The 26,051-nt window shown below is 70.0% G+C and carries 22 protein-coding genes and 1 pseudogene; 10 read left to right on the top strand and 13 right to left on the bottom strand.

Translation table 11 applies throughout. The annotated features are described in order from the left end of the window. The first annotated feature begins 262 nt into the window (after positions 1–262). The 6 genes from ACH5AF_RS27790 to ACH5AF_RS27765 all read left to right on the top strand — a co-directional run bounded on the left by ACH5AF_RS27790 (position 263) and on the right by ACH5AF_RS27765 (position 8,563). The gene (locus ACH5AF_RS27790) at positions 263–2,602 is read left to right on the top strand and encodes a bifunctional SulP family inorganic anion transporter/carbonic anhydrase (protein WP_398905351.1); all 2,340 of its coding nucleotides are present in this window, start codon (positions 263–265) and stop codon (positions 2,600–2,602) included. Positions 2,603–2,906: 304 nt separating this feature from the next. Then, the gene (gene acs / locus ACH5AF_RS27785; RefSeq protein ID WP_398905278.1) at positions 2,907–4,868 is read left to right on the top strand and encodes an acetate--CoA ligase; all 1,962 of its coding nucleotides are present in this window, start codon (positions 2,907–2,909) and stop codon (positions 4,866–4,868) included. A 405-nt stretch (positions 4,869–5,273) separates the two neighbouring features. Further along, positions 5,274–6,668, top strand: coding sequence for a Na+/H+ antiporter NhaA (gene nhaA, locus ACH5AF_RS27780; RefSeq protein WP_398905350.1), 1,395 nt, complete (start codon positions 5,274–5,276; stop codon positions 6,666–6,668). Positions 6,669–6,708: 40 nt separating this feature from the next. After that, positions 6,709–7,200 (top strand): phage holin family protein, encoded by a 492-nt coding sequence (locus ACH5AF_RS27775; protein WP_398905276.1) that lies wholly within the window; start codon positions 6,709–6,711, stop codon positions 7,198–7,200. A gap of 75 nt (positions 7,201–7,275) precedes the next feature. Then, positions 7,276–8,223, top strand: coding sequence for an alpha/beta fold hydrolase (locus ACH5AF_RS27770; protein ID WP_398905274.1), 948 nt, complete (start codon positions 7,276–7,278; stop codon positions 8,221–8,223). Between the two features lie 151 nt (positions 8,224–8,374). Then, positions 8,375–8,563, top strand: a complete 189-nt coding sequence (locus ACH5AF_RS27765) for a hypothetical protein (protein WP_398905272.1) — start codon at positions 8,375–8,377, stop codon at positions 8,561–8,563. A 60-nt stretch (positions 8,564–8,623) separates the two neighbouring features. Here the strand turns inward: ACH5AF_RS27765 and ACH5AF_RS27760 are convergent, their stop codons facing one another. The 3 genes from ACH5AF_RS27760 to nth all read right to left on the bottom strand — a co-directional run bounded on the left by ACH5AF_RS27760 (position 8,624) and on the right by nth (position 11,564). Then, positions 8,624–9,823, bottom strand: coding sequence for a MarP family serine protease (locus ACH5AF_RS27760; protein WP_398905270.1), 1,200 nt, complete (start codon positions 9,821–9,823; stop codon positions 8,624–8,626). Positions 9,824–9,940: 117 nt separating this feature from the next. Further along, positions 9,941–10,663, bottom strand: a complete 723-nt coding sequence (locus ACH5AF_RS27755) for an NUDIX hydrolase (protein ID WP_398905268.1) — start codon at positions 10,661–10,663, stop codon at positions 9,941–9,943. A gap of 58 nt (positions 10,664–10,721) precedes the next feature. Next, positions 10,722–11,564 (bottom strand): endonuclease III, encoded by an 843-nt coding sequence (nth, locus tag ACH5AF_RS27750; RefSeq protein WP_398905267.1) that lies wholly within the window; start codon positions 11,562–11,564, stop codon positions 10,722–10,724. Positions 11,565–11,857: 293 nt separating this feature from the next. Here nth and ACH5AF_RS27745 point away from each other — a divergent pair, with 293 nt between their 5' ends. After that, positions 11,858–12,532 carry a Crp/Fnr family transcriptional regulator gene (locus ACH5AF_RS27745; protein ID WP_215183860.1) on the top strand — a complete coding sequence of 225 codons (675 nt, stop codon included), beginning with the start codon at positions 11,858–11,860 and terminating at the stop codon, positions 12,530–12,532. 110 nt (positions 12,533–12,642) lie between these two features. Here the strand turns inward: ACH5AF_RS27745 and ACH5AF_RS27740 are convergent, their stop codons facing one another. The 7 genes and pseudogenes from ACH5AF_RS27740 to ACH5AF_RS27710 all read right to left on the bottom strand — a co-directional run bounded on the left by ACH5AF_RS27740 (position 12,643) and on the right by ACH5AF_RS27710 (position 18,517). Continuing rightward, a complete protein-coding gene (locus ACH5AF_RS27740) occupies positions 12,643–13,527 on the bottom strand; it encodes an SPFH domain-containing protein (RefSeq protein ID WP_398905265.1) in 885 nt (294 codons plus the stop codon). A 220-nt stretch (positions 13,528–13,747) separates the two neighbouring features. After that, positions 13,748–14,587, bottom strand: coding sequence for an MBL fold metallo-hydrolase (locus ACH5AF_RS27735; RefSeq protein WP_398905263.1), 840 nt, complete (start codon positions 14,585–14,587; stop codon positions 13,748–13,750). Further along, on the bottom strand, positions 14,584–15,447 hold the full coding sequence (locus tag ACH5AF_RS27730) for an NUDIX hydrolase (protein WP_398905262.1): 864 nt from the start codon (positions 15,445–15,447) through the stop codon (positions 14,584–14,586). The genes ACH5AF_RS27735 and ACH5AF_RS27730 overlap by 4 nt, the downstream gene beginning before the upstream one ends. Before the next feature lie 72 nt (positions 15,448–15,519). After that, positions 15,520–17,076, bottom strand: coding sequence for a PQQ-dependent sugar dehydrogenase (locus tag ACH5AF_RS27725; RefSeq protein WP_398905349.1), 1,557 nt, complete (start codon positions 17,074–17,076; stop codon positions 15,520–15,522). Between the two features lie 109 nt (positions 17,077–17,185). Further along, positions 17,186–17,719: pseudogene (locus ACH5AF_RS27720) on the bottom strand (hypothetical protein); the annotation flags it as partial. Between the two features lie 169 nt (positions 17,720–17,888). Next, entirely contained in the window at positions 17,889–18,359 is a 471-nt protein-coding gene (locus ACH5AF_RS27715; protein WP_215183868.1) for a RidA family protein, read from the bottom strand. Then, complete coding sequence (locus ACH5AF_RS27710) at positions 18,356–18,517, bottom strand: DUF4177 domain-containing protein (protein ID WP_005314434.1); 162 nt, start codon at positions 18,515–18,517, stop codon at positions 18,356–18,358. The genes ACH5AF_RS27715 and ACH5AF_RS27710 overlap by 4 nt, the downstream gene beginning before the upstream one ends. Before the next feature lie 360 nt (positions 18,518–18,877). Between ACH5AF_RS27710 and ACH5AF_RS27705 the strand changes: the two genes are divergently transcribed. Both ACH5AF_RS27705 and ACH5AF_RS27700 read left to right on the top strand, forming a co-directional pair. After that, complete coding sequence (locus ACH5AF_RS27705; RefSeq protein ID WP_398905260.1) at positions 18,878–19,840, top strand: ArsA family ATPase; 963 nt, start codon at positions 18,878–18,880, stop codon at positions 19,838–19,840. Continuing rightward, a complete protein-coding gene (locus ACH5AF_RS27700) occupies positions 19,837–21,159 on the top strand; it encodes an ArsA family ATPase (protein ID WP_398905258.1) in 1,323 nt (440 codons plus the stop codon). Before ACH5AF_RS27705 ends, ACH5AF_RS27700 begins: the two co-directional genes overlap by 4 nt. A 428-nt stretch (positions 21,160–21,587) precedes the next feature. On the opposite strand, the gene ACH5AF_RS27695 is transcribed toward ACH5AF_RS27700, so the two are convergent. Together ACH5AF_RS27695 and ACH5AF_RS27690 are read right to left on the bottom strand one after the other, a co-directional pair. Further along, the gene (locus ACH5AF_RS27695; RefSeq protein ID WP_177149633.1) at positions 21,588–21,932 is read right to left on the bottom strand and encodes a WhiB family transcriptional regulator; all 345 of its coding nucleotides are present in this window, start codon (positions 21,930–21,932) and stop codon (positions 21,588–21,590) included. Between the two features lie 390 nt (positions 21,933–22,322). Continuing rightward, positions 22,323–22,649, bottom strand: coding sequence for a hypothetical protein (locus ACH5AF_RS27690; RefSeq protein ID WP_398905256.1), 327 nt, complete (start codon positions 22,647–22,649; stop codon positions 22,323–22,325). Between the two features lie 467 nt (positions 22,650–23,116). Here ACH5AF_RS27690 and ACH5AF_RS27685 point away from each other — a divergent pair, with 467 nt between their 5' ends. Then, on the top strand, positions 23,117–25,330 hold the full coding sequence (locus ACH5AF_RS27685; protein WP_398905254.1) for a transglycosylase domain-containing protein: 2,214 nt from the start codon (positions 23,117–23,119) through the stop codon (positions 25,328–25,330). 241 nt (positions 25,331–25,571) lie between these two features. Here ACH5AF_RS27685 and ACH5AF_RS27680 read toward each other — a convergent pair whose 3' ends face one another. Next, a complete protein-coding gene (locus ACH5AF_RS27680) occupies positions 25,572–26,036 on the bottom strand; it encodes a GatB/YqeY domain-containing protein (protein ID WP_398905252.1) in 465 nt (154 codons plus the stop codon). Between the last annotated feature and the right edge of the window lie 15 nt (positions 26,037–26,051).

Genomic DNA, 26,051 nt, shown 5'->3' with positions numbered 1-26,051 from the left:
GGCGGTGATGGAGAGGCCGACACGGTCACACCGGAGGGGCGTGGCGAACGGAACGACGAGCCGCAATGAAATGACTAATCACTGAATCGGGTGATTGAATGCCCTATTTGCCCAGAAAATCATGCCAGAGTCTTTACTCTGCATTACGATCCATTTACTTAACGTTGAGCGCTCGTGCGATTCGAGCATCCCGCCGCTGCATGCCGTGACTCACGGCCGCGCCCCCACGTTCCGCGACCGCGCCACCCTGGAGGAGACGGGAATGTCCTGCGTCCCCACCCGCACCGACGATGCATCTCAGCCACCCACGTCCCCGCTCACACGCTTCCGGCGTCCGCACAGTCCGCCCACCGGGCCGCACCGCCGCTTCCGGATCGCGGGCGCCGATGTGTCCGCGTCCGTCGCCGTCTTCCTGATCGCCCTGCCTCTGTCCCTCGGCATCGCCCTGGCCACCGGGGCGCCGCTCCAGGCCGGCCTCGTCGCCGCCGCCGTCGGCGGCATCGTGGCGGGGCGGCTCGGCGGCTCCCCGCTCCAGGTCAGCGGCCCGGCCGCCGGTCTGACCGTCGTCACGGCCGAGTTGATCCAGCGGTACGGCTGGCGCACCACATGCGCCATCACGGTTCTCGCCGGCCTGTGCCAGCTCGGTCTCGCCGCCCTGCGGGTGGCGCGCTCCGCGCTCGCCGTCAGCCCCGCGATCGTCCACGGGATGCTGGCCGGCATCGGAGTCACCATCGCCCTGGCACAACTGCACATCGTCCTCGGGGGCACGCCGCAGAGTTCGGCCGTCGCCAATGTGCATGCGCTGCCGGGGCAGTTGGCCGACCTCCGTCCGGCCGCACTGTCCGTCAGTGTCCTGACCGTCGCCGTGGTCCTGGCATGGCCGCATATCCCGGGGCGAGCCGGCCGGATCATGCGGACCGTCCCCGCCGCCCTGGCCGCCGTCGCCGCCGCGACCGCACTCGCGACCGTCGCCCAGCTGCACCAGCCACGCGTCGATCTTCCTTCGTGGCGCTCACACGCGCTGCCCGAGCTGCCCGAGGGACCCGTGCTCGGGCTGCTCGCCGCCGTGCTCACCATCACGCTCGTCGGCAGTGTGGAGTCACTGCTGTCGGCCGTCGCGATCGACAAGCTGGCGGCGGCCCGCAAGCAGCCGGACGTACGGCTCCCCCGCGTGGACCTCGACCGCGAGCTCGCCGGACAGGGCGCGGCCAACATCGTGTCGGGCGCCCTCGGCGGACTGCCCATCACCGGCGTCGCGGTCCGCAGCGCGGCGAACGTCTCTGCCGGGGCGGTCAGCCGCCACTCCACCATGCTCCACGGTGTGTGGATCACGGTGGCCGCGCTGCTGCTGGTGCCGGTCCTCGACCTGATCCCGCTGGCCACCCTCGCCGCGCTGGTGATGGTGATCGGCGTGCAGATGGTCAGCATCACGCATCTGCGCAGCGTGAAGCGCAACCGCGAGATCCTGGTCTACGCGGTGACTCTGGGCGCGGTCGTCCTGACCGGAGTACTGGAAGGGGTGGTGATCGGGATCGCGGTGGCGGTCGCCGTGGCGCTGCACCGGCTCACCAGGACCCGGATCACCGTGGAGGAAGAGGACGGGGACGTGCACCGGGTGCGCGTACGCGGCCAGTTGACGTTCCTGGCCGTTCCCCGGCTGAGCCGGGTGCTGGGGCAGGTGCCGCACGGCGTCGGCTGTGTGGTCGAGCTGGACGGTTCCTTCATGGACCACGCGGCGTACGAGGCACTGCACGACTGGCAGGCCGCGCACTGCGCGCAGGGCGGCACCGTCGAGTTCACGGGCCGGTCGGGGACGCGCATCAGCGAGCCCGCGCACGAGACGCACGGCTGCTGCCGGCCCTGGACGCCGTGGCGCAACCACCACTGCGGCGACAGCCCGCAGCCGACCGAGACCCATAAACTGGCCACCGGGCTCAGCTCGTTCCAGCGCAATACGGCCCCCCTGGTCCGCGACGAGCTGGCACGCCTCGCGCGGGAGGGGCAGCGGCCCTCGCAGCTGTTCCTCACCTGCGCCGACTCCCGACTGGTCACCAGCATGATCACGGCGAGCGGCCCCGGCGATCTGTTCACCGTGCGCAATGTGGGCAACCTGGTGCCGCTGCCCGGTGAGGAGAGCGGCGACGACTCGGTCGCGGCCGCGATCGAGTACGCGGTCGAGGTGCTGGGAGTGGAGTCCATCACGGTCTGCGGCCACTCCGGCTGCGGAGCCATGCAAGCCCTGTTGAACAGCCCGCCGGACGGCGCCCCGACCCCTCTGCGCCGCTGGCTGCGGCACGCTCTGCCCAGCCTGGAGCGCATGCGCAACCGGCGCCACGCATGGGCCAGGATCTCGGGGCGGATGCCCACGGACGCGGTGGAGCAGCTGTGTCTGACCAATGTGGTCCAGCAGTTGGAGCATCTGCGGGCCCATGAGTCGGTCGCCCGCCGACTCGCCGAGGGCACTCTGCAACTGCACGGCATGTACTTCCATGTCGGCGAGGCTCAGGCGTATCTGCTCACGAGCACGGCCGAGCACGAGGTCGAGCAGGTCTTCGACCGGGTCGCGCCCGCGCCGTCAGCCCTGGAGAAGGCCCGCGTCTGACGCACTCGGCCGCTTGACGTGCGGCACGGGCGCATCCGGCCACGCACACCGCGTGACCGAGCGCACACGCGCACGGGATGAACCAGCGCCGTACGGCGTCCGTGAGAACGTGTGGCCCCTCCTCCCCACCGCCCGGGGCGGAGGGGCCACCTACAGGTCTAAACCAATTCTCCGAAGGCCCTTGTCACCCGGCCTTCTGGCTGATGAGCTATGGCCTGGGACACCTACGCACATAAGACGCCCTGGGAAAGGGAGATGTCGTGAGCAACGAAAGCCTGGCCAACCTTCTGCGGGAGGCGAGCTGATGACCAACGAGCGTTCTTCACTCTCCAACCTGCTCAAGGAAGAGCGGCGGTTCGCACCTCCGGCCGAGCTGGCCGCGCAGGCCAACGTGACCGCGGAGGCGTATGAACAGGCCGCGGCGGACAGGCTTGGCTTCTGGGCCGAGCAGGCACGGCGGCTCGACTGGGCCACCGAACCGACCGAGACCCTCGACTGGAGCAACCCGCCCTTCGCGAAATGGTTCGCGGACGGCCGGCTCAACGTCGCGTACAACTGCGTGGACCGTCATGTCGAGGCAGGCCACGGCGACCGCGTCGCCATCCACTTCGAGGGCGAGCCCGGCGACAGTCGCGCCATCACCTACGCCGAGCTCAAGGACGAGGTCGCCAAGGCGGCCAACGCCCTGACCGAGCTGGGTGTCCGCAAGGGCGACCGTGTAGCGGTCTATCTGCCGATGATCCCCGAGGCCGCGGTCGCGATGCTGGCCTGCGCCCGGATCGGCGCGGCGCATTCCGTGGTCTTCGGCGGCTTCTCCGCCGACGCCGTCGCCTCCCGGATCCAGGACGCCGACGCCAAGCTCGTCATCACCTCCGACGGCGGCTACCGCCGCGGCAAGCCGAGCGCGCTCAAGCCCGCGATCGACGAGGCCGTCTCCCGCTGCCCGCAGGTCGAACATGTCCTGGTCGTGCGGCGCACGGGACAGGAGACCGCGTTCACCGAGGGCCGCGACGTCTGGTGGCACGACATCGTCGGCCGTCAGTCCGCCGAGCACACTCCCGAGGCCTTCGAGGCGGAGCACCCGCTCTTCATCCTCTACACCTCCGGCACCACGGGTAAGCCGAAGGGCATCCTGCACACCTCCGGCGGCTACCTCACCCAGACGGCCTACACCCACCATGCCGTCTTCGACCTCAAGCCCGAGTCCGACGTCTACTGGTGCACGGCGGACATCGGCTGGGTCACCGGCCACTCGTACATCGTCTACGGCCCCCTGGCCAACGGCGCGACGCAGGTCATGTACGAGGGCACGCCCGACACCCCGCACCAGGGCCGCTTCTGGGAGATCGTGCAGAAGTACGGCGTCACGATCCTCTACACGGCCCCCACCGCGATCCGCACGTTCATGAAGTGGGGCGACGACATCCCCGCCAAGTTCGACCTGTCGAGCCTGCGGATCCTCGGATCGGTGGGTGAGCCGATCAACCCCGAGGCCTGGATCTGGTACCGGGAGCACATCGGTGCGGGCAAGACCCCGATCGTGGACACCTGGTGGCAGACCGAGACCGGCGCGATGATGATCTCGCCGCTGCCCGGTGTCACCGAGACCAAGCCCGGCTCCGCGCAGCGCCCGCTGCCCGGTATCTCCGCCACCGTCGTCGACGACGAGGCGAACGAGGTGCCCAACGGGGGCGGCGGCTACCTCGTGCTCACCGACCCGTGGCCGTCGATGCTGCGCACCATCTGGGGCGACGACCAGCGCTTCATCGACACCTACTGGTCCCGCTTCCAGGGCAGGTACTTCGCTGGTGACGGTGCCAAGAAGGACGACGACGGCGACATCTGGCTGCTCGGTCGCGTCGACGACGTGATGCTCGTGTCCGGTCACAACATCTCGACCACCGAGGTGGAATCGGCCCTGGTCTCCCACCCCAAGGTCGCCGAGGCCGCGGTGGTGGGTGCGGCGGACGAGACGACCGGTCAGGCGATCGTCGCGTTCGTCATCCTGCGGGGCACGGCGAGCGAGGACGACGGGCTGGTGAACGAGCTGCGCAACCACGTCGGCACGACGCTCGGCCCGATCGCCAAGCCCAAGCGGATCCTGCCGGTGGCCGAGCTGCCGAAGACCCGCTCGGGCAAGATCATGCGCCGCCTGCTGCGTGATGTGGCTGAAAACCGTCAGCTCGGTGACGTCACCACGCTGACGGACTCCTCCGTGATGGACCTGATCCAGTCCCGCCTGCCCGGCGCCGCCAGCGAGGACTGACCCCCGGCGAGGTACCCGCGCACCCAAGGCCCCGGCGCAGCGCGCGCCGGGGCCTGCGCGTACGGGGGCGGGGCAAGGTAGGCCGCCGCGCGGGCAGGCGGGTAGGGCCGCCGCGCGGACAGGCGGGCAGGGCCGCCGCGCGGGCAGGCGGGTAGGCCGTCGCGGGAGGCGGGTAGGGCCGTCGCGCCGGGCAGGGCGGGGCAGGCAGGGCGGGCCGTCGCGCGGGGCAGGGAGGCCGCCGTGCGGCCGACCGCCGCTCACCGGACGACCGACGGAGCGTCAGCTGCGGAGCCGTTAGGTAGAGTAAAGAACGCGTCAATGGCGCAAGGAACGATCTCAGGTGCGCCGGGAAGTCTGGTCGGCAACAGTTTTGTCGTGCTCGACACCGACCGGAGGTTACGCATCGTGGCCGCGCCCCAGACCACTCCCAGGCTCTTCGGACGTCTGCCCCTGCCCGAGCGGAACTTCGTCGCGGACGCGCTGCGCACGGAGACGGTCGGCGGTGTGCTGCTCCTGCTCGCCGCGGTTGCCGCCCTGATCTGGGCGAACACCCCCATCGGTGACAGCTACGCCGCCGTGCGCGACTTCCACCTGGGTCCGGAGTCTCTCGGCCTGGATCTGTCGATTCAACACTGGGCGGCGGACGGCCTGCTGGCCGTCTTCTTCTTCGTCGCCGGTATCGAGCTCAAGCGTGAGCTCGTCGTGGGAGAACTGCGCGACCCGAAGGCCGCCGCCCTGCCCATGATCGCCGCTCTCTCCGGCATGATCATGCCCGCGCTCGTCTATCTGCTGGTCACGACGTTCGGCGACGGCTCCAAGGCCGGCTGGGCGGTCCCCACCGCCACCGACATCGCCTTCGCCCTGGCCGTGCTCGCGGTGATCGGTACGTCGCTGCCGTCGGCGCTGCGCGCCTTCCTGCTGACGCTCGCGGTCGTCGACGACCTCTTCGCCATCCTGATCATCGCGGTCTTCTTCACGGACGACCTGAACTTCGCGGCGCTCGGCGGCGCCTTCGCCGGCCTCGCCCTCTTCTGGCTGCTGCTGCGCCTGGGTGTGCGCGGCTGGTACGTGTACATGCCGCTGGCCCTGGCCGTCTGGGGGCTGATGTACAACAGCGGCGTCCACGCCACGATCGCCGGGGTCGCGATGGGCCTGATGCTGCGCTGCAGCCGCCGGGACGGTGAGGAGTCCTCGCCGGGCGAGCACATCGAGCATCTCGTGCGGCCGCTGTCCGCCGGCGTCGCCGTACCGCTGTTCGCCCTGTTCTCGGCGGGCGTCATGGTCACCGGCAAGTCCCTCGGCGACGTCTTCAGCAAGCCCGAGACCCTGGGTGTCGTCCTGGGTCTGGTGGTGGGCAAGGCGTTCGGCATCTTCGGCGGCACATGGCTGACGGCACGTTTCACCAAGGCGGAGTTGAACGAGGATCTGCGCTGGCCGGACGTCTTCGCTCTCGCCTCGCTCGCCGGTATCGGCTTCACCGTCTCGCTGCTGATCGGCGAGCTCGCCTTCGCCGGGGACGCCACGCTCACGGACGAGGTGAAGGCCGCGGTCCTGATCGGTTCTCTGATCGCCGCGATTCTCTCCAGCATCCTCCTCAAGTTGCGGGTACGTACCTACATGGCGCTGGCGGCGGAGGAGGAGCGCGACGAGGACATGTCCGGCATCCCCGACGTATACGAGCAGGACGACCCCGCCTACCACCTGAGGATGGCCGCCATCTACGACGAGAAGGCCGCGGAGCACCGCCGCAAGGCCGAAGCGGCGGGGGCATCGCGCGACGGAGGCGACAGTCCGGCATGATCTGACATCGGACCGTAGAACTTTGGAGAGGGAGTCAGCGATGAGCGACCCCGGCAACACCACGGCGAACGCTGTCGGCGCCGACCGCAGTCTCGGTCAGCTGGTCGCCTCGGCGACCGCCGAGATGTCGGCGCTGATGCACGACGAGATCGCGCTGGCCAAGGCGCAGCTGCGGCGGGACGTGAAGAAGGCGGGCATCGGCAGTGGTGCGTTCGGCGCCGCGGGCGCGGTGCTGCTCTTCTCGCTGCCGATGCTGAGCTTCGCGCTCGCCTACGGCTTCCAGGCATGGACCGGCTGGCACCTGTCCGTCTGCTTCCTGTTGTCGTTCGCCGTCAATGTCGCCGTGGCCGGTCTTCTCGGCCTGATCGGCATGTTCTTCGTCAAGAAGGCGAAGAGGGGCAAGGGCCCGCAGAAGGCGGTCGCCTCGGCCAAGGAGACCGCGGCGGTGCTGCAGAACGCCAAGCCGCATCCCCGCCGCCCCGCGCGCCCCGAGCTGCCGGCCGGCTCCCGGGAGGACAAGGTCCCGGTGTGACCCGGCGGGCGGCAGGGACCCCGCCGGCCCGGACGTGGCGAACGCAGGGTGCCCGGTTGTGGCACGCTCATCGACATGACGGCATCTGTTTCCAGCCCCGGCGGCTTCGGCAGCCCTGCCGGCCCCGTACGTCTCGACGGTCCGTGGACCCACCGCGACGTCGCGGCCAACGGTGCCCGCTTCCACATCGCCGAGATGGGCGACGGGCCGCTGGTGATGCTGCTGCACGGGTTCCCCCAGTTCTGGTGGGCCTGGCGGCACCAGCTGCCCGCGCTCGCGGACGCGGGCTTCCGGGCGGTGGCGATGGACCTGCGCGGGGTGGGCGGCAGCGACCGTACGCCGCGGGGTTACGACCCGGCCAACCTCGCGCTCGACATCACCGGCGTCGTACGGTCCCTCGGCGAGCCGGACGCCGCGCTGGTCGGGCACGACCTCGGTGGCTATCTGGCGTGGACGGCTGCCGTGATGCGCCCCAAGCTGGTGCGCCGTCTGGCCGTGTCCTCGATGCCGCATCCGCGACGCTGGCGTTCGGCGATGCTGTCGGACTTCGCGCAGAGCCGTGCCGGGTCGTATGTGTGGGGTTTCCAGCGGCCCTGGATTCCCGAGCGTCAGCTGGTCGCCGACGATGCCGCGCTGGTGGGCCGGCTGATCGAGGACTGGTCGGGACCGCAGCCGCTCGACGAGGAGGCCGTCGGCGTCTACCGGCGCGCGATGTGCATCCCTTCCACAGCGCACTGCTCGATCGAGCCGTACCGCTGGATGGTGCGCTCGCTGACCCGGCCGGACGGCATCCAGTTCAACCGCCGGATGAAGCGTCCCGTGCGGGTTCCGACACTGCACCTGCACGGGTCACTCGATCCGGCGATGCGGACGCGCAGCGCGGCCGGTTCCGGCGAGTACGTCGAAGCGCCGTACCGCTGGCGGCTGTTCGACGGTCTCGGCCATTTCCCGCACGAGGAGGACCCGGTGGCCTTCTCGAACGAACTCATCAGCTGGCTCAAGGATCCGGAACCCGATCGCTGAGCCGTCCCGGCGCGACGAGGAGCGGCCGGCCGGATCCTTCCGGACACCCGGTGGAACCTTTGTCCTACGAACGGCCACATGCCCGGCGCATAGGCCAATTGGCGGACGCTGACACGGTTACCGACCATGAGGCCCGGGCAGAGGTCCGGGTATGGGCTGGACGCACGACTACGGTGACGCAGCACGCAACCGCCGCTCGGCCAATGGGCCGATCATCCACGACAGTGGTGGCTCTCAGTATGAGAGCCAAGAGCATCCGGGGCAGGGAATGGGCATTCCACGAATCCTCCGGCGCCGTGCGCGCTGGGTGTCCGCGCGACTGCGGCATCCGCGGGCCTGAGCGGGCGACGGCTCGGCCCGGGCGCCCCCGCACCACGACGCGTCCCACCGCGACCCATCGCTACAGCGCACACGCCTGGCTGTCGACCTGCTGGCTGGCTGCCCTGCCCTGTGCGATGTCGGCGCGGATCTCGTCGACCGTCAGGGCGTAGCCGGTGTCGACGTCGTCGAGGGACCGGGCGAAGATGACGCCGTAGACCTTGCCGTCGGTGGTGAGCAGCGGTCCACCGGAGTTGCCCTGGCGGACGGTCGCGAACAGCGAGTAGACGTCGCGGCGGACGGTGCCCCGGTGGTAGATGTCGGGGCCGTTGGCGTTGATCCGGCCGCGGACGCGGGCGGAGCGTACGTCGTAGGCGCCGTTCTCCGGGAAACCGGCGACGATCGCGCTGTCGCCCCTGTCGGCGTCCTCCTCGGTGAACTGCAGGGGGCGTGCCTTGAGATCGGGGACGTCCAGCACAGCGATGTCGCGCTCCCAGTCGTACAGCACGACCTTGGCGTCGTAGAGCCTGCCCTCGCCCCCTATCTGGACGGTGGGCTCGTCCACGCCGCCGACCACATGGGCGTTGGTCATCACCCGGCGCTCGTCGAAGACGAAGCCGGTGCCTTCGAGGACCTTGCCGCAACTGGGGGCCGTGCCCACCACCTTGACGATCGACCGCTTGGCGCGCGCGGCGACGGGGCTGCCGACGAGCGCCGGGTCCGGCGCCTGGACCTCGGTGATCGGCTCGTTGGCGAACGGGCTGAAGACCTGGGGGAAGCCGTTCTGCGCGAGCACGGAGGAGAAGTCGGAGAACCAGGTCGACGCCTGATCGGGCATCACCTGCGAGATGCCGAGCAGCACCTTGGAACTGCGGACCTCCTTGCCCAGGGTGGGCAACGAGGTGCCGGCGAGGGCGGATCCGATCAGCCAGGCGACGAGCAGCATGGCGACGACGTTGACCAGGGCGCCGCCCGTGGCGTCCAGGGCCCGAGCGGGTGACCAGGTGATGTGTCTGCGCAGCTTGTTGCCGAGATGTGTGGTGAACGCCTGGCCGACTGAGGCGCACACGATCACGATCGCCACGGCGACGATCGCCGCCGTGGTCGACACCTCGGCGTCGTCGGTCAGCGCGTCCCAGATCACCGGGAGGAGATAGACCGCGACGAGCCCGCCGCCGAGAAAGCCGATCACCGAGAGGATGCCGACGACGAAGCCCTGGCGGTAGCCGACGATCGCGAACCAGACGGCGGCGACCAGCAACAGGATGTCCAGCACGTTCACCGTCATTAGCCTCGCAGTGTCGTCGCCGGGTGCTCCTTCCGGCTGGTGTGTCCGGGCCCGCGGCGCGGCCGCTTCGTCTGTGCGCCCCGGGGTGCGCTTTCTGCCTGGGTCAGCCTGTCATGCCCGCCAGTCCAGCGGGACCTCCTTGGTGCGGTCCCATGGTCTCTCCCAGCCGGAGAAGTGCAAGATCCGGTCGATGACTCCGGCCGTGAAACCCCAGACCAGAGTGCCCTCGACCATGAACGCGGGCCCCGCGTGACCGCTCGGGTGGAGGGCCGTGGCCCGGTTGGCCGGGTCCGTGAGATCCACCACGGGCACGGTGAAGACCCGCGCGGTCTCGGCCGGGTCGACCGCTCCGACCGCGCTCGGTGTGCGCCACCACCCCAGTACGGGCGTGACGACGAATCCGCTCACCGGGATGTAGAGCTTGGGCAGCACGCCGAAGGGCTGGACGCCGGAGGGGTCGAGCCCGGTCTCCTCCTCGGCCTCCCGCAGCGCGGCGCGCAGCGGGCCCGTCGTGGCGGGGTCGCCGTCCTCCGGGTCGAGGGCGCCACCGGGGAACGACGGCTGACCGGCGTGCGAGCGCAGGGTGCCGGCGCGCTCCATGAGCAGCAGCTCGGGCCCCCTAGCGCCCTCGCCGAAGAGGACGAGCACGGCGGACTGGCGGCCGCGTCCGCTCTCGGGCGGCAGGAAGCGGCTCAGCTGGTGCGGCTGGACGGTGTCGGCGGCGCGCACCACGGGATCGAGCCAGTCGGGCAGGCCGTCGATGGAGACGGACACCTCGCCGTGTCTGCCGGACTGCTCGTGCATCTTGTAGGTCTCTTCGCCTGCGCGCGTCATAGGCACCCCCTGCTGCTCAACGCCCCGGAGCGCCCGGATCGTTCCTCGTGGGGGCGGCTCACTCGATCGCGCCCAGAGCCGGGGCCGGTTTGCCGGGGTAGTCCGGCGGCGGCTTGAGCCGCTGGCCGGGCAGGCCGCCCATCTCGTACTTCAGGAGCTTCCTGGCCTTCTCGGGGTCGGTCTCGCCCTCACCGTAGGCAGGGCAGAGGTGGGTGATCGGGCAGGCGCCGCAGGCCGGCTTGCGGGCGTGGCAGATGCGGCGGCCGTGGAAGATGACGCGGTGGGAGAGCATCGTCCACTCCGACTTGGGGAAGATCGTGGCGATCTCGGCCTCGATCTTCACCGGGTCGTCCTGGTCGGTCCACTTCCAACGGCGCACGAGCCGCATGAAGTGAGTGTCCACCGTGATGCCGGGGACGCCGAAGGCGTTTCCCAGGACGACGAAGGCCGTCTTGCGGCCCACACCCGGGAGACTCACCAGGTCCTCCAGCCGGCCGGGGACCTCTCCGCCGAAGTCGTCGCGGATGGCCTTGGACAGACCCATGATCGACTTGGTCTTGGCGCGGAAGAAGCCCGTCGGGCGGATGAGCTCCTCGACCTCCTCGGGCACCGCGGCCGCCAGGTCCTCGGCCGTGGGGTACTTGGCGAAGAGCGCGGGGGTGGTCTGATTGACCCGGAGGTCGGTCGTCTGGGCGGACAGGACCGTCGCTATCAGCAACTGGTACGCGTTCTCGAAGTCCAGCTCCGGGTGTGCGTACGGGAAGACCTCGGCGAGCTCGCGGTTGATGCGGCGGGCACGGCGGACCATGGCGAGACGGGATTCCGGTTTGTCCGGTTTTTTCCTTTTATTTGGACCGGGGGACGCTTGTTCGCCCAGAGCGGAATTCTGCTTTCCGGACACGCTTCCAGCCCCCTTGGCCTGCGCTCTCACCGGCGGATTGGACACCCGGCCAGCCTAAGGGGCGGCACCGACATCTGCCCCGGTCCCCGGGAATCACGACCCAATCGGGCCCCTGCCGCACGGTTGGGCGCGCCAGTGCGTCAAACTTGTTGTGATTGATCGCACGATTGTTTACTACGGGGGTCCCGATCCCCGACGATGCCGCCGTGGGGCACCGAGTCCCCGGAGCAGCACAGCACGGTCCGGCATCATGGGGACAACGTCCCCTGAGCAGGTCGACAAGGAGAGAACTCGTGGACGACGTTCTGCGGCGCGCCCCGCTCTTCGCGGCGCTCGATGACGAGCAGGCCGCGGAGCTCCGCGCCTCGATGAGTGAAGTGACGCTCGCCCGTGGCGACGCGCTCTTCCACGAGGGCGAACCGGGCGACCGCCTGTACGTGGTCACCGAGGGCAAGGTCAAGCTCCACCGCACGTCCCCCGACGGCCGCGAGAACATGCTCGCCGTCCTCGGCCCGGGCGAGCTCATCGGCGAACTGTCCCTCTTCGACCCCGGCCCACGCACCGCGACCGCCACCGCCCTGACCGAGGTGAAGCTCCTCGGCCTCGGCCACGGCGACCTGCAGCCCTGGCTGAACGCGCGCCCCGAGGTGGCCACCGCGCTGCTGCGCGCCGTCGCCCGCCGGCTGCGCAAGACCAACGACCAGATGTCCGACCTGGTCTTCTCCGACGTCCCGGGCCGTGTCGCCCGTGCGCTCCTGGACCTGTCGCGCCGCTTCGGCGTGCAGTCCGAGGAGGGCATCCACGTCGTCCACGACCTCACCCAGGAGGAGCTGGCCCAGCTGGTCGGCGCCTCCCGCGAGACGGTGAACAAGGCGCTGGCCGACTTCGCCCAGCGCGGCTGGCTGCGCCTGGAGGCGCGTGCGGTGATCCTGCTGGACGTGGAGCGCCTGGCCAAGCGTTCGCGCTGACCTGCTCGTACGCCTACGACTACCCGTACGAAGAGGGCCGCCCGCGTGACGCGGGCGGCCCTCTTCGCGTGGCTCTTCGCCTCGCTCTCTGCGTGGCTCCTCGCGTGGCGTCAGTTCCGGGTGCCGTCCACGATCAGCGGGTTGCCGGAGCCGGAGCCGCACGGCACGGCGTACACCGGGTGCTTCTCGGCCGCCTCCCTGAAGGCCTCTATGCACTGGTTGGTCAGCACCTTGTCGCTCAGCGACTCGTTGAGGATGCGGTTGGCCTTGGCGATGCCCTCGGCCTCGATACGGCGGCGCTCGGCCTCCGCCTCGGCTGTACGGGCCGCCTCCGTCGCCCGCTCGGTGGCCTGCTGCTGCTGGATCTTGCGGTCGATCTGGTCCTGGAGCTTCTCCGACGGCTTCACATTGCGCAGGTTGACCGTGGTGACGTCGATGCCGCGCGGGGCGAGCCGTTCCCTGATCAGGTCACCGATCTCGGCGTTGATCTTCTCGCGGGCGGAGGTGTAGCCCTCCTCACTGGTGTGGCGGGCGAAGACGTTGCGCACGATCTCCCGGCTGTCCGGGAAGACCAGACGCTGCTGAATCGCGTCCTCGCTGCCCGCCAGGCGGTACAGCTCCACCGCCTTGGCCGGGGTGACCGCCCACTTCACCGTCAGCTCCGCGTACATCACACCGCCCTGCGAGGAGCGCACTTCGACGACGTCCTTGTCGGAGAGGTTGAGGTCCACGGGCCGGGTGGAGAAGGTCGTGACGTCGGTGAACGGCGACGTGAGGTTCACGCCGGAGTTCATGGGCGAGCCGACCTTGCCGAAGGTGACCGGCACGCCGACCTCGTAGGCGCTGACCACGTGGACGCAGCTCGCCGTGCCGGCGAACAGGCCGGCGAGCAGGGCGCCCAGGGCGCCGATCTTGAGCCCCCGGTTGTCGCCGCTGCGGGCGACGGCGTACATCACCGCAGCGGCGATGACGAGGATGACGAACAGGACGAACACGGCTCTCCCCCAGTGACGGACGTCGCAAAGTAAGCGGAGCGTAAAGCATCACCGGCGACGGGGACGCGGGAGGGTGCGGTGTCCGGTTCCGCACGCGCGGACGGGTCGGGGCGCGGACGTGTGGGGGGTCGGGGTCGGACCTGGCCGATCAGGCCGAGGCCGGACCTCCGATCCACCTCCGGCCTGCCCGATCAGGCCGAGGCCGGGCCATCGACCCAGATCAGACCTGTCCGATCAGGCCGTGCTCGCGCAGATACTCCAGCTGCGCCCGCACCGACAGCTCGGCCGCGGGCCACAGTGACCGGTCGACGTCCGCGTAGACCTGCGCGACGACCTCGGCTGCCGTGCTCCACCCGGCCTCCACGGCGGTCTCGACCTGTGCCAGCCGGCTGGCGCGGTGCGCGAGGTAGAACTCGACGGCACCCTGGGCGTCGTCGAGCACGGGTCCGTGCCCGGGCAGCACCGTGTGGACACCGTCGTCGACGGTGAGCGAGCGCAGTCGCCGCAGGGAGTCGAGGTAGTCGCCGAGCCGCCCCTCCGGGTGGGCGACGACCGTGGTTCCCCGGCCCAGGATCGTGTCGCCGGTCAGCACGGCGCGGTCGGCGGGCAGGTGGAAGCTGAGTGAGTCGGCGGTGTGACCGGGGGTGGGGACGACCCGCATCTCCAGTCCGCCCGTGGTGATCACATCCCCCGCCGCGAGCCCCTCGTCGCCGAGCCGCAGCGCGGGGTCGAGGGCTCGGACCTTCGTACCGGTCAGCTCCGCGAAGCGTGCCGCCCCCGCCGCATGATCGGGGTGGCCGTGGGTGAGCACGGTCAGGGCGACGCGCCGGCCCGCCTGCTCGGCGGTGTCGATGACGGCCCGCAGGTGGGCGTCGTCCAACGGTCCCGGGTCGACGACGACGGCGAGGTCGGAGCCGGGCTCGGAGACGATCCAGGTGTTGGTGCCGTCCAGGGTCATCGCGGACGGATTGGGTGCGAGGACGTTCGTGGCGCGGGCGGTTGCGGGCCCGGAGAGCACGCCTCCGCGGGGCTGTCCGGGCAGGGCTGCTGCGTCGGTCATCGCTGGCCTCCGGTCGGCACGTGCTTGGTGAACTCCTCGTGACCCGGCCAGCTGAGGACGACCTCGCCGCCCTCCAGGCGGGCCGTCGCGAGCACGGGGGTCATATCCTGCCCGGCCGCCGCCTGAAGCGCCTGCGCCGCCGTTGTGTACGGCTGGAGGGTGCGCAGGGTCGCGATGGTGGGCGGCATCATCAGCAGCTCGCCCTTGTCGTAGCCGGCGGTCGCGTCCGCCGGGCGGATCCAGACCGTGCTCTCGGCCTCGGTGGAGGCGTTGCGGGTGCGCTGGCCGTGCGGCAGGGCCGCTACGAAGAACCAAGTGTCGTAGCGGCGCGGCTCGAACTCCGGCGTGATCCAGTGCGCCCATGCGCCGAGCAGGTCCGAGCGGAGCACCAGGCCGCGCCGGTCCAGGAACTCGGCGAAGGACACGGTCTGGTCCACCAGCGCCTGCCGGGCCGCCTCCCAGTCGTCCCCCGTCGTGTCCCCGACGACCGTGTCGGGCGTCGGTCCGGCGAGCAGGACGCCCGCCTCCTCGTACGTCTCACGGACCGCGGCGCACACGATGGCCTGCGCGGACGCGGTGTCGGTGCCGAGGCGCCGCGCCCACGTGTCCAGGGACGGCCCGGCCCAACCCACGGGCCGGTCGTCGCGCGGGTCCACCCCGCCACCCGGATAGGCGTACGCGCCGCCCGCGAAGGCCATGGACGTGCGCCTGCGCAGCATGTGGACAGCGGGCCCGTCCGGAGCGTCGCGCAGCAGCATCACCGTCGCGGCCCTCTTGGGGGTCACGGGCGTGAGCTCACCGGCCGCGAGGGCGCGAATACGGTCGGGCCATTCCGGCGGGTACCACTGACCATTGGACATGGGGCGGATGCTATGCGCTCATGCGCGGATGTTCGAGGGGTGGCCGACGGCGCCGGCCACCCCTCCGTGCTGTCAGCGCCCGGGCGTGCCGTGCACGCGGCTGCCGCCCGTGTACTGGATGTCGATCAGCAGGATGCGGTCGTTCCCGGCCGTGCCGTCCTTGTCGGTGGACGTGGTGAGCCAGATGTCGCCGTCGTGGTCGACCTCGACGGTGCGCAGCCGGTCGTACGTCCCCTGAAAGTACGTCTTCTGCTCGACCAGGTTGCTGCTCGTGTCGATCCGGAGCCGGTAGACGCGCTCACCCCTCGTCGTCGCCGCGAAGACATGGTCGTTGATGATCGTCAGTCCGCTGGGCGAGGCTGCGGCGGTGCTCCAGGTCTTCTTCGGCGCGATGTAGCCGCCGCAGGTGCCGCTGGTGCCCTCGCTGTGCGGCCAGCCGTAGTTGCCGCCCTTCTGGATGAGGTTGACCTCGTCCATGACGCTGTTGCCGAACTCGGCCTGCCACAGCCTGCCTTTCGAGTCGAAGTCGAGTCCCTGCGGGTTGCGGTGGCCGATCGACCAGACGGCGTTGCCGAACGGGTTGTCGGAGGGGATGGCGCCGTCCTGGTTGATGCGCAGGATCTTGCCGTTGAGCGAGTTCTTGTCCTGGGCCTTGCTGGAACTCTGCGCGTCGCCCATGCCGGCGTACAGCTTTCCGTCGGGGCCGAAACGCAGGCGGCCGCCGTTGTGGAAGCGGCTCTTCTCCATGCCACGGAGAAGGACGGTGTAGCCGCTGAGCGTGTTGTTCTCCAGTCTCATGCGCGCGATGCGGTTGCCGTCGGTCGAGGTGTGGAGGAAGTAGAGGTAGTGGTCGGTGGCGAAGGACGGGCTGACCTCGATGCCCATCAGGCCGCCTTCGCCGCCGGTGGTCTGGGAGCCCGGCACCTTGCCGAGCAGTGTCTTCTGCCCCGACTTGGTGAGCCGGTGGACGTTGAAGGTGTTCCGCTCGGTGAAGACGCCCGTCCCGTCCGGCAGGAAGGCCAGGCCCCAGGCGACGTCCACGCCGCTGGCGAGGATGGAGACGGTGCCCGGGTCAGGGGTGCCACCGGGCAGGGCGGCGGAGGTGGTGACGGTGATCTCCGGACCGAACGCGGACTTGTTGCCCTTGAGGTCGTAGGCCCTGACCTTGAAGCGGTACGCCGTCCCGGCCTTCAGCCCGCCGACCGTGGCCGTCGTCCCGTCGGAGGTCCCGGATGCCGCGCCGTCGCGGTGGATCTCGTAGCCGGTGACCTTCACATTGTCCGTGGCGGCGTCCCAGGCGAGGTCGACACTGGCCGCGGTCCTGCCGGTGGAGCGCAGGCCGCCCGGGGTGCTGGGGGCCTGGGTGTCGGGCGGCGCGGGCCGGGTGGCGACGGTGACGGCGTTGCTTGCGGCGGAGACGTTGCCCGCGGCGTCACGGGCGAAGACCGTCCAGTCGTACGAGGTCTCCGGGTCCAGGCCGTCGACGGTGGCCGCGAGCGTGCTCCCGCCGACCTGCTTCATCAACTGGCCGTGCTGGTAGAGGTCGTAGCCGGTGACGCGGGTGTTGTCGGAGGCCGCGTCCCAGGCGAGGGAGACGCTGCTCGCCGTCGGCTCCTTGTCTCGCCGCAGATTGCGGGGGGGTCGGCTTCTCGGTGTCGGCGGGGCCGGTGGAGGTGACGGTGAGCCGGTCGAGGTTCGGCCCGTCCGCCGCGGCGGTGGTTACGCGGACCGTGTTGGCCCCCGCCTCGAGCGTGGCACCGGTCGTGACGGTCTTCCAGGAACTCCAGGCACCGGTGGCGGGGAAGGCCAGGCTGTCGGCGGCGAGCGTGCCGTTGACCGTCACGTCCAAGGGGCGGTTCGCCGGAGTGCCGCCTGCGTAACGGAGTTCGAGCGTGGCGGCGCCCGCCTGGGTGGAGTCGACGGTGAACTCGGCGTACGCGCCCCTCACCGCAGGGAAGTTCACGAAGCCCGTGCCCGAGTGGCCCGCGTGGTCGGAATCGACGGCGGCCTGGGAGAGGCGGGCCGCTTCGGCTTCGTAGGCGACGGCTTTCTGGGCGCCGGCCTCGTGGGCGACGACTTCGTGCACGCCGGCATCATGGGCGACCGGCGCGATGGTGGGGGCCGTCAGGCCGCCGGGCGGTGCCAGGGCGAGTGAGAGGGCCGCGGTCGCGGCGACGAGGGTGCCGGCCGCGGCGTGCGGACGGCGAAGAAGGGGTGCCACGGATTCCTCCCGCTTTCGTGTGGGGACGAGGGGATTCACCTGGCGGTTCATGCGGTTAGGAAGCTTTCCTAACCGCGACGCCGCGACCAGAGCACACCCTCGACGCGTCCACGTCAAGAGTGCCGCGGCGGATTCCCGCGCCCGGTCGCGGGTACGACGACGGCCCCGGACCGACCGGCGGACCGGCGGGCTCAGGGCCGTACACGTACTGACCTTCGGTTCAGTCCTGGACGAGCTCCACCTGGATCTCGACCTCGACCGGAGCGTCCAGCGGCAGCACCGTGACACCCACCGCGCTGCGCGCGTGCACACCCTTGTCGCCGAGCACTTCACCGAGCAGCTCGCTCGTCCCGTTGACCACGCCGGGCTGGCCGGTGAAGTCCGCGGCGGACGCCACGAAGCCCACGACCTTCACGACGCGGGCAATCCGGTCCAGGTCGCCGATGACCGACTTCACGGCGGCCAGCGCGTTCAGCCCGCAGATACGGGCGAGCTTCTTGGCCTCCTCCGGGGTGACCTCGCCGCCCACCTTGCCGGTGACCGGAAGTTTGCCCTCCACCATCGGGAGCTGGCCCGCCGTGTACACGTACGCGCCCGAGATCACGGCCGGCTGATAGGCGGCCAGCGGCGGCACGACCTCAGGCAGCGTCAGACCGAGCTCGGCGAGCCTGCGCTCGACCACACCGCTCACGAGGACTTCTCCCGCTTCAGGTAGGCCACCAACTGCTCGGGGTTGTTCGGCCCGGGCACGACCTGGACGAGCTCCCAGCCGTCCTCGCCCCAGGTGTCCAGAATCTGCTTCGTCGCGTGCACGAGGAGGGGCACGGTCGCGTATTCCCACTTGGTCATGGAGCCGACTGTAGCCGCACCGCCCGGCGCGTTGGTGACGCGGTTGGGGTGCGGCTGCGCGACGGGGCGGCCGCACCGAGCTCTGAGCCGGGGTACGTGACGCGGGCCGGGCGCGATCCGAATCGGGCACGCGGGCCGGGCGCCGCCTGAGGTCGGTGGAACGGCTTTGGGCTGGAGCTGCTTTGGGGCGAGTGATCATGGCCCCGTAAGCTTCCGGCGCGTCGGGCAGTCTGTGGACCTGGCACGCGGGCCGGGCGCGATCCGAATCGGGCACGTGACAAGGCTAGGGTCGGGGCACGTGACGCAGTCCGCAGGCAGTCTCGTGCGTAGGCCGCGTCACGACTGGTTAGGCTCGCATACGTGAGCAGGCTCCAGGTCGTCAGCGGCAAGGGCGGTACCGGTAAGACCACGGTGGCCGCCGCCCTCGCGCTCGCCCTCGCGACCGAGGGAAAGCGCACCCTCCTGGTCGAGGTCGAGGGCCGGCAGGGCATCGCCCAGCTCTTCGAGACGGAAGCCCTTCCGTACGAAGAGCGCAAGATCGCCGTGGCGTCCGGAGGCGGCGAGGTGTTCGCGCTGGCCATCGACGCCGAGCGCGCGCTCCTCGACTACCTCCAGATGTTCTACAAGCTCGGCAGCGCGGGCCGTGCCCTCAAGAAGCTCGGCGCGATCGACTTCGCGACGACCATCGCCCCTGGCGTCCGGGACGTGCTGCTGACCGGCAAGGCGTGCGAGGCCGTACGCCGCCGGGACAAACAGGGGCGGTACGTCTACGACCACGTGGTCATGGACGCGCCGCCCACCGGCCGTGTCACCCGCTTCCTGAACGTGAACGACGAGGTCGCCGGCCTCGCCAGGATCGGCCCGATACACAACCAGGCGCAGGCCGTCATGCGGGTGCTCAAGTCCCCCGAGACAGCCGTCCATCTGGTCACGCTGCTGGAGGAGATGCCCGTCCAGGAGACCGCGGACGGTGTCGCCGAGCTGTGTGCCGCCGACCTCCCCGTGGGCAACGTCATCGTGAACATGGTGCGCCCCCACATACTCGACGAGGAGGCGGTGCGCGACGCGTCGGACGGCCGCCGCGGCGAGATCGCCAAGGCGCTGAACGCGGCAGGCGTCCCCGGTTCGGCGAAGCTCGTCACACCGCTGCTGGAGCAGGCCGCCGAGCACGCGCAGCGGGTCGAGCTGGAGCGGGAGCAGCGCAGGGTGCTGAACGCGCTGGACCTCGGTGCGTACGAACTGCCCATGCTCAGCGAGGGCGTCGACCTCGCCGGGCTGTACCAACTGGCGAAGGAACTGCGTAAACAAGGGGCGGGCTCATGACGCTGGACGCATCGGCCCGGCTGGAGGTCGACCCGCTCATCGACGACCCGGCCACGCGCATCATCGTGTGCTGCGGCGCCGGGGGCGTGGGCAAGACCACGACGGCGGCGGCCCTCGGCGTACGGGCGGCGGAGCGCGGCCGCAAGGTCGTCGTCCTGACCATCGACCCGGCGCGGCGGCTCGCCCAGTCCATGGGCATCGACTCGCTCGACAACACACCACGCAGGGTCAAGGGCATCGAGGGCGACGGCGAACTGCACGCCATGATGCTCGACATGAAGCGCACCTTCGACGAGATCGTCGAGGCGCACGCGGACGCCGAGCGTGCCCGCGCGATCCTGGAGAACCCCTTCTACCAGTCCCTGTCCGCCGGTTTCGCCGGCACGCAGGAGTACATGGCCATGGAGAAGCTGGGCCAGCTGCGCGCGCGGGACGAGTGGGACCTGATCGTCGTCGACACCCCGCCATCGAGGTCAGCCCTGGACTTCCTGGACGCACCCAAGCGCCTGGGCTCTTTCCTGGACGGGAGGTTCATCAAGCTGCTGATGGCTCCCGCGAAGGTGGGCGGCCGGGCGGGGATGAAGTTCCTGAACGTCGGCATGTCGATGATGACGGGCACACTGGGCAAGTTGCTGGGCGGTCAACTGCTGCGTGACGTGCAGACCTTCGTCGCCGCGATGGACACGCTGTTCGGTGGCTTCCGTACGCGCGCGGACGCGACCTATCGGCTGCTTCAGGCGCCGGGCACGGCCTTCGTGGTGGTCGCCGCGCCCGAGCGGGACGCACTGCGCGAGGCGGCGTACTTCGTGGAGCGGCTGGCCGCGGAGGACATGCCGCTGGCGGGTCTGGTACTCAACCGGGTGCATGGGAGCGGGGCCGCGGGGCTGTCCGCGGAGCGCGCACTCGCCGCCGCGGAAAATCTTGACGAGCGCGGCATTGTGGATCAGGGGCCCGGGAAGACTGGTGGTCGTGACGCCGCGGCCGTCTCTCCCGAATCCCCGGCCGTGGATCGCTCCCCCGAGGTACGTGAAGTCTCCCCCGAAACACTCGGTTCGTCGCACGAAGAGAACGAAGACAACGAAGCGCACACAGTGCACGAAGCGCAGACCACGCAGCAGCTGACGGCGGGGCTGCTGCGCCTGCATGCCGAGAGGATGCAGGTGCTGTCGCGCGAGCAGCGCACGCGCGACCGTTTCACCGCCCTCCACCCCGAGGTGCCCGTCACGGAGGTCGCGGCTCTGCCGGGTGACGTCCACGACCTGGGCGGGCTCCGGGCGATCGGCACACGGCTGGCCGCGGGAACGCCGACAGGGGCGTAGCGCTTGGCGCATTGGCGCGCTGTGGAAACGCGTGCGTGCGCGTGTGCGCACGGTGGCGTCGGGTACCTGGCGCATTGGGCGCGTGCGTGGGGGTCGTGCCAGGGGGGTTGCCGGTGGTCTGGCCCAGCGGCACGCGGCCTGCGGCTGTGCACGCGGCGCGTCAGTCGTGGCGTCTGCTGTGCGCCCCTGGCCCGGCGCTCAGGGCGCGCCGATCTCGTGTGCAGGCCGCGCACGGTGTCCACCGGTGCACGCACCCGGGCGCGTTGAGACCGGATCGGTTCGCCGCACGGGCGGCGGACCAGGGCCCAGGCCCTGTGCACCGCACGCGCCGACGCTCAGCGCTCCCGTCAACGGCCCACGCCGGGCGTGCCGCAGCGCGCTCCGGCACGTGCCCGGCATCCGCCTGCGTACCGCGCCGCTTGCCCTCGTCAGCCCACCGCCGCGTACGTCTCGTACGTCTCGTCATCGTCCAGTCCGACCGGCAGAATGCCCGCGCTGCGCTCGTATTCCGTGCGCGCGGTCTCGAGCAGTCTGCGCCAGGACGTCACCGTGGGACGCCTGCGGAGCAGCGCTCGCCGCTCCCGCTCGGTCATTCCGCCCCACACGCCGAACTCGACGCGGTTGTCCAGCGCATCGGCCAGACATTCGGTGCGTACCGGGCAACCGGTGCACACCGCCTTGGCCCTGTTCTGCGCTGCCCCTTGTACGAACAGTTCATCCGGATCCGTCGTGCGGCAGGCTGCCTGCGCACTCCAGTCGGTAACCCAGCCCATGCCGGCGCCGTCCTCTCCCGAATCGAGGCTCCCCCACGGCGGCAGCGGCATATTCACCGCTGCCAGTTGAGGACGTTACGGAAGGCGGGCACAGCGCAACACCCCCACGGGGCCCAATCTTGAATGGTCCGAACGGACTATGCGTACGCGGCAGATCACCCAGGGGAGTGACCTGGCGACATGCGCGACAAACACGACAAGGTCGGGCATCGCTCTTGTCTCGCAACGGACTTCGAAGACACATGCAATGGATTCGGGCATGGCTCCGCCGGATTCGGGTACAGCGGAGTTCTGCCGGCTATTTGATGCGAAACCGCACTGCTGTGACAGTTGAGAGCAGCTTAGGCCAAGGCCTTTATGCCTGTCCGGCAAATTGAGAACGTAGACACCTCATGTTGCTGCGCCGTCACGCTCTCTCGGGATGAGTCCTCCGAGCACAGCACGGTCGTAGAGCCGCTGGTGCCACTCGTTGGCGTCCGGTCCGCGGACGGTTGTCAGGACGGGGTTCGGGCCGGTCTCGATGAGGTGCAGGAGCGTCCAGGCGACGCCGTAGCAGTCGTCCGGGCCGAAGCAGGACACAAGGGCACGGGCTTCCTCGCCCGTGACAGGCTTCGGAATCGCGTTGAGCTGCTGGACGCGCCTGTCGATCTCTTCTTCGCTCGCGTCCCAGTCGGGGAGGGGTCCGTCGGCGACGAACGCCCGCACTTCCGGTCTCATGGGTGCATGATCAGCTTCCATAGCCACCACGAGCAAGGGCCTTCGCTGGTCAGCTGCCGCCGCCGCTGCCTGCGGCGGTGCTGGAAACGCACACTGCTCGTCGAAGAACTCGCGCTTCTGGAGACAGTGGTAGAGCTGCCCCATCATGCGGTTGAAAAAGGTTGCGCTGGGCGGCTGCGTGCTAGTCCCCTTGTTCGCGGCGCCGCCGGTAGTGGGCGCCGACACCGGTGATGCTCCAGTGACGCGAAGGCCCATCGGTAGCCGGCGCGGTTGAGCCGGTCGCTCTTCACCCGCCGTCTGGTGATGGCGCACTTCTTGCCGGAGGCGGAGGTGATGGGTGAGGAGCCGGCGTATGCCATGAAGCCTCGACGGCCCGGCTGCACCTGGATGTCACGGTCTGGTACTCGAACGCTCCGAGAAGCCCCTGCTCCTACAGAACGCTCATAACTACGGATTAGGCTGCCCTCATGCCAAAGAAGCGCTCGGGCGGCGGTCTGACCGGGACCCAGCAGGCCGCCAAGTTCCTCGGTGTCAGCGTGCTCTCCGGAGCGGTGCTGGCGGGCATCGCCCTGCCCGCCGCCGGTGCGCTGGGGCTGGCGGCCAAGGGCACGGTCGAGGGATTCGACGAGATCCCCGCCAACCTGAAGACACCACCGCTGAGTCAGCGCACCACCATCCTCGACGCCGAGGGCGGCAAGATCGCCACGGTGTATTCGCGCGACCGTACGGTGGTGCCCCTCAAGGACGTCTCGCCGTACATGCAGAAGGCGATCGTCGCGATCGAGGACGCCCGCTTCTACGACCACGGCGCGGTCGACCTCAAGGGCGTGCTGCGGGCGCTCAACAAGAACGCGCAGTCCGGCGGCGTGTCCCAGGGCGCTTCCACGCTCACCCAGCAGTACGTGAAGAACGTGTTCGTCGAGGAGGCCGGCGACGACCCGGACAAGGTCGCCCAGGCCACCCAGCAGACCATCGGCCGCAAGATCCGCGAACTGAAGTACGCGATCCAGGTCGAGGAGGAGCTGGGCAAGCAGAAGATCCTCGAGAACTACCTCAACATCACCTTCTTCGGGCAGCAGGCGTACGGCGTCGAGGCCGCCTCCCGGCGCTACTTCTCCAAGTCGGCCAAGGACCTGAAGTTGGAGGAGGCGGCGATGCTCGCCGGCATCGTCCAGTCGCCGAGCCGCTACGACCCGGTCAACGACACCGAAGAAGCGACCAAGCGCCGCGACATCGTGCTTCAGCGCATGGCCGACATCCGCGACATCTCCCAGGAGGAGGCGGACAAGGCCAAGGCCGCGCCGATCAAGCTGAACGTCAGCAAGCCGGACAACGGCTGCATCACCTCCGTGAACGGCGCCGGCTTCTTCTGCGACTACGTGCGCAAGACGATCCTCACCGACCCCGCCTTCGGGAAGACGGAGGAGGAGCGCTCGAAGCTGTGGAACCTGGGCGGCCTGACCATCCGTACGACCCTGAGTCCGCGGGCGCAGGCCGCGGCGAACAAGGCCGCCACGGCGAAGGTCAACAAGACCGACAAGGTCGCCGCGGCCGTGGTCCAGGTCCAGCCCGGCACGGGCAGGATCCTGTCGATGGGCCAGTCGCGTCCGTACGGCCTGGACCAGAAGCAGCACGAGACGGTGCTCAACCTCTCGGTCGGCAGCAAGATGGGCGGCACGACGTACGGCTTCCAGGTCGGTTCGACCTTCAAGCCGATCACGGCGGCGGCGGCCTTGGAGAAGGGGATCAGCCCGGCCCAGTCGTTCGCCACCCCATGGAAGATCTCCCTGCCGATGGACTCCTACCGGACCTGTGCCGGCGGACCGTCGGGCGGAGGCAAGTGGGACCTCCAGAACGAGCTCAAGTCCGAGGCCGGCTCCTGGGACATGACGAGCGCCCTCGGCAAATCCATCAACACCTACTTCGCGCACCTCGAACAGCAGACGGGCCTGTGCGAGACCGTCGAGATGGCCAGGAAGATGGGTTACGGGCGCGGTCTGGGCAAGAAGCTCCAGGAGCTGCCGTCCATCACCCTCGGCGGCCAGGAGAGCACCCCCCTGGACATGGCCTCGGCGTACGCGACCTTCGCCAACCGCGGCACGTACTGCACCCCGGTCGCCATCGAGTCAGTGACGGACGCGAACGGCAAGCGGATCAAGGTGCCGGGCTCCGAGTGCTCGCAGGTGATGAACCAGCAGACCGCGGACATGATCAACCAGATGCTCAAGGGTGTCGTCGAGGACGGCACCGGTACGCAGGCCGGCCTCCAGGACCGCGACAACGCGGGCAAGACCGGTACGACGAACGACCGCAAGGACGCCTGGTTCGTGGGTTACACCCCGAACCTGTCCACGGCGGTGTGGGTCGGTGACGACGTCGGCGAGAAGACGTCGATGTACCGGATCACCATCGGCGGCCAGTACTACGACAAGGTCTGCGGCGGCTGCCTCCCCGGCCCGATCTGGAAGATCGCGATGACCGGCGCGCTGGACGCCGGCGAGACCCCCGCCTTCACCCCCATCGCCGTCCCGCGCGGGAAGGAGCAGGAGGAGAAGGACAAGGGCCGCGACCGGGAAGGCAGGCCCGGCGGCACCCAGCCCATCCCCGGCATCAGCATCCCGCCGGACCTGATCGGTGGCGGCAGCAACCGCGGCCAGGGCAACGGCGGCAACGGGCCGTAGGCGTCTCCCATATGTCAGGGCACGGCGAAATGGCGAAGGGGGACCCGTGACCGGGTCCCCCTTCGCCGTACCAGCGGCGGTGTGCGTGGCGCTGCGGCGCTGTGTGGCGCTGTGATGCCGTGAGAGGTGCGTGGCGCTGTGGCCGGTGTGGCGCTGCGAAGCTGTGTGACGCTGTGGCCGGTGTGGCGCTGCGTGCCCTGGGCGGTGCGTGGCGCTCCGGAGCTGCGTGGCGCTGCGGCGTTCAGCCCGCGAGGAGCTGCTTCACCGCGGCGGCCACCCGGCCACCCTCGGCGCGGCCCGCCACCTTCGGGTTCACGATCTTCATGACGGCACCCATGGCGCGCGGGCCCTCGGCACCGGCCGCCTTGGCCTCCTCGACGGCCTGCGCCACGATCTGGTGGAGCTCGTCGTCCGTCAGCTGCTGCGGCAGGTAGGCGTCGAGGATCACGCCCTCGGCCCTCTCGCGCTCGGCCTGCTCGGCACGACCGCCCTGCGCGAAGGCATCGGCGGCCTCGCGGCGCTTCTTCGCCTCCTTGGCGATCACCTTCTGAACCTCGTCGTCGGAGAGCTCGCGGGCCGTCTTGCCCGAGACCTCCTCCTTGGTGATCGCGGCGAGGGTCAGCCGGAGCGTGGAGGAGCGCAGTTCGTCGCGCGCCCTGATCGCCGCGGTGAGGTCTTCCTGCAGCTTGGACTTGAGCGTTGTCATGACTGCTTCATAGCC

This window comes from Streptomyces sp. NPDC018833, assembly GCF_044390825.1.
In the GTDB taxonomy this organism is placed as follows: domain Bacteria; phylum Actinomycetota; class Actinomycetes; order Streptomycetales; family Streptomycetaceae; genus Streptomyces.
The sequence above is the reverse complement of the archived record's forward strand: the minus strand, read 5'-3'. Positions and strand labels throughout refer to the sequence as shown.

What these genes read in the sequence shown, in the direction of transcription:
- ACH5AF_RS27685 (WP_398905254.1), top strand. Translation starts at nt 23,117, where the DNA reads ATGCCAAAGAAGCGCTCGGGCGGCGGTCTGACCGGGACCCAGCAGGCC.
- ACH5AF_RS27695 (WP_177149633.1), bottom strand. Translation starts at nt 21,932, where the DNA reads ATGGGCTGGGTTACCGACTGGAGTGCGCAGGCAGCCTGCCGCACGACG.
- ACH5AF_RS27730 (WP_398905262.1), bottom strand. Translation starts at nt 15,447, where the DNA reads ATGTCCAATGGTCAGTGGTACCCGCCGGAATGGCCCGACCGTATTCGC.
- ACH5AF_RS27790 (WP_398905351.1), top strand. Translation starts at nt 263, where the DNA reads ATGTCCTGCGTCCCCACCCGCACCGACGATGCATCTCAGCCACCCACG.
- ACH5AF_RS27775 (WP_398905276.1), top strand. Translation starts at nt 6,709, where the DNA reads ATGAGCGACCCCGGCAACACCACGGCGAACGCTGTCGGCGCCGACCGC.
- ACH5AF_RS27735 (WP_398905263.1), bottom strand. Translation starts at nt 14,587, where the DNA reads ATGACCGACGCAGCAGCCCTGCCCGGACAGCCCCGCGGAGGCGTGCTC.
- ACH5AF_RS27680 (WP_398905252.1), bottom strand. Translation starts at nt 26,036, where the DNA reads ATGACAACGCTCAAGTCCAAGCTGCAGGAAGACCTCACCGCGGCGATC.
- ACH5AF_RS27690 (WP_398905256.1), bottom strand. Translation starts at nt 22,649, where the DNA reads ATGAGACCGGAAGTGCGGGCGTTCGTCGCCGACGGACCCCTCCCCGAC.
- ACH5AF_RS27770 (WP_398905274.1), top strand. Translation starts at nt 7,276, where the DNA reads ATGACGGCATCTGTTTCCAGCCCCGGCGGCTTCGGCAGCCCTGCCGGC.
- ACH5AF_RS27710 (WP_005314434.1), bottom strand. Translation starts at nt 18,517, where the DNA reads ATGACCAAGTGGGAATACGCGACCGTGCCCCTCCTCGTGCACGCGACG.
- ACH5AF_RS27700 (WP_398905258.1), top strand. Translation starts at nt 19,837, where the DNA reads ATGACGCTGGACGCATCGGCCCGGCTGGAGGTCGACCCGCTCATCGAC.
- ACH5AF_RS27765 (WP_398905272.1), top strand. Translation starts at nt 8,375, where the DNA reads ATGGGCTGGACGCACGACTACGGTGACGCAGCACGCAACCGCCGCTCG.
- ACH5AF_RS27755 (WP_398905268.1), bottom strand. Translation starts at nt 10,663, where the DNA reads ATGACGCGCGCAGGCGAAGAGACCTACAAGATGCACGAGCAGTCCGGC.
- acs (WP_398905278.1), top strand. Translation starts at nt 2,907, where the DNA reads ATGACCAACGAGCGTTCTTCACTCTCCAACCTGCTCAAGGAAGAGCGG.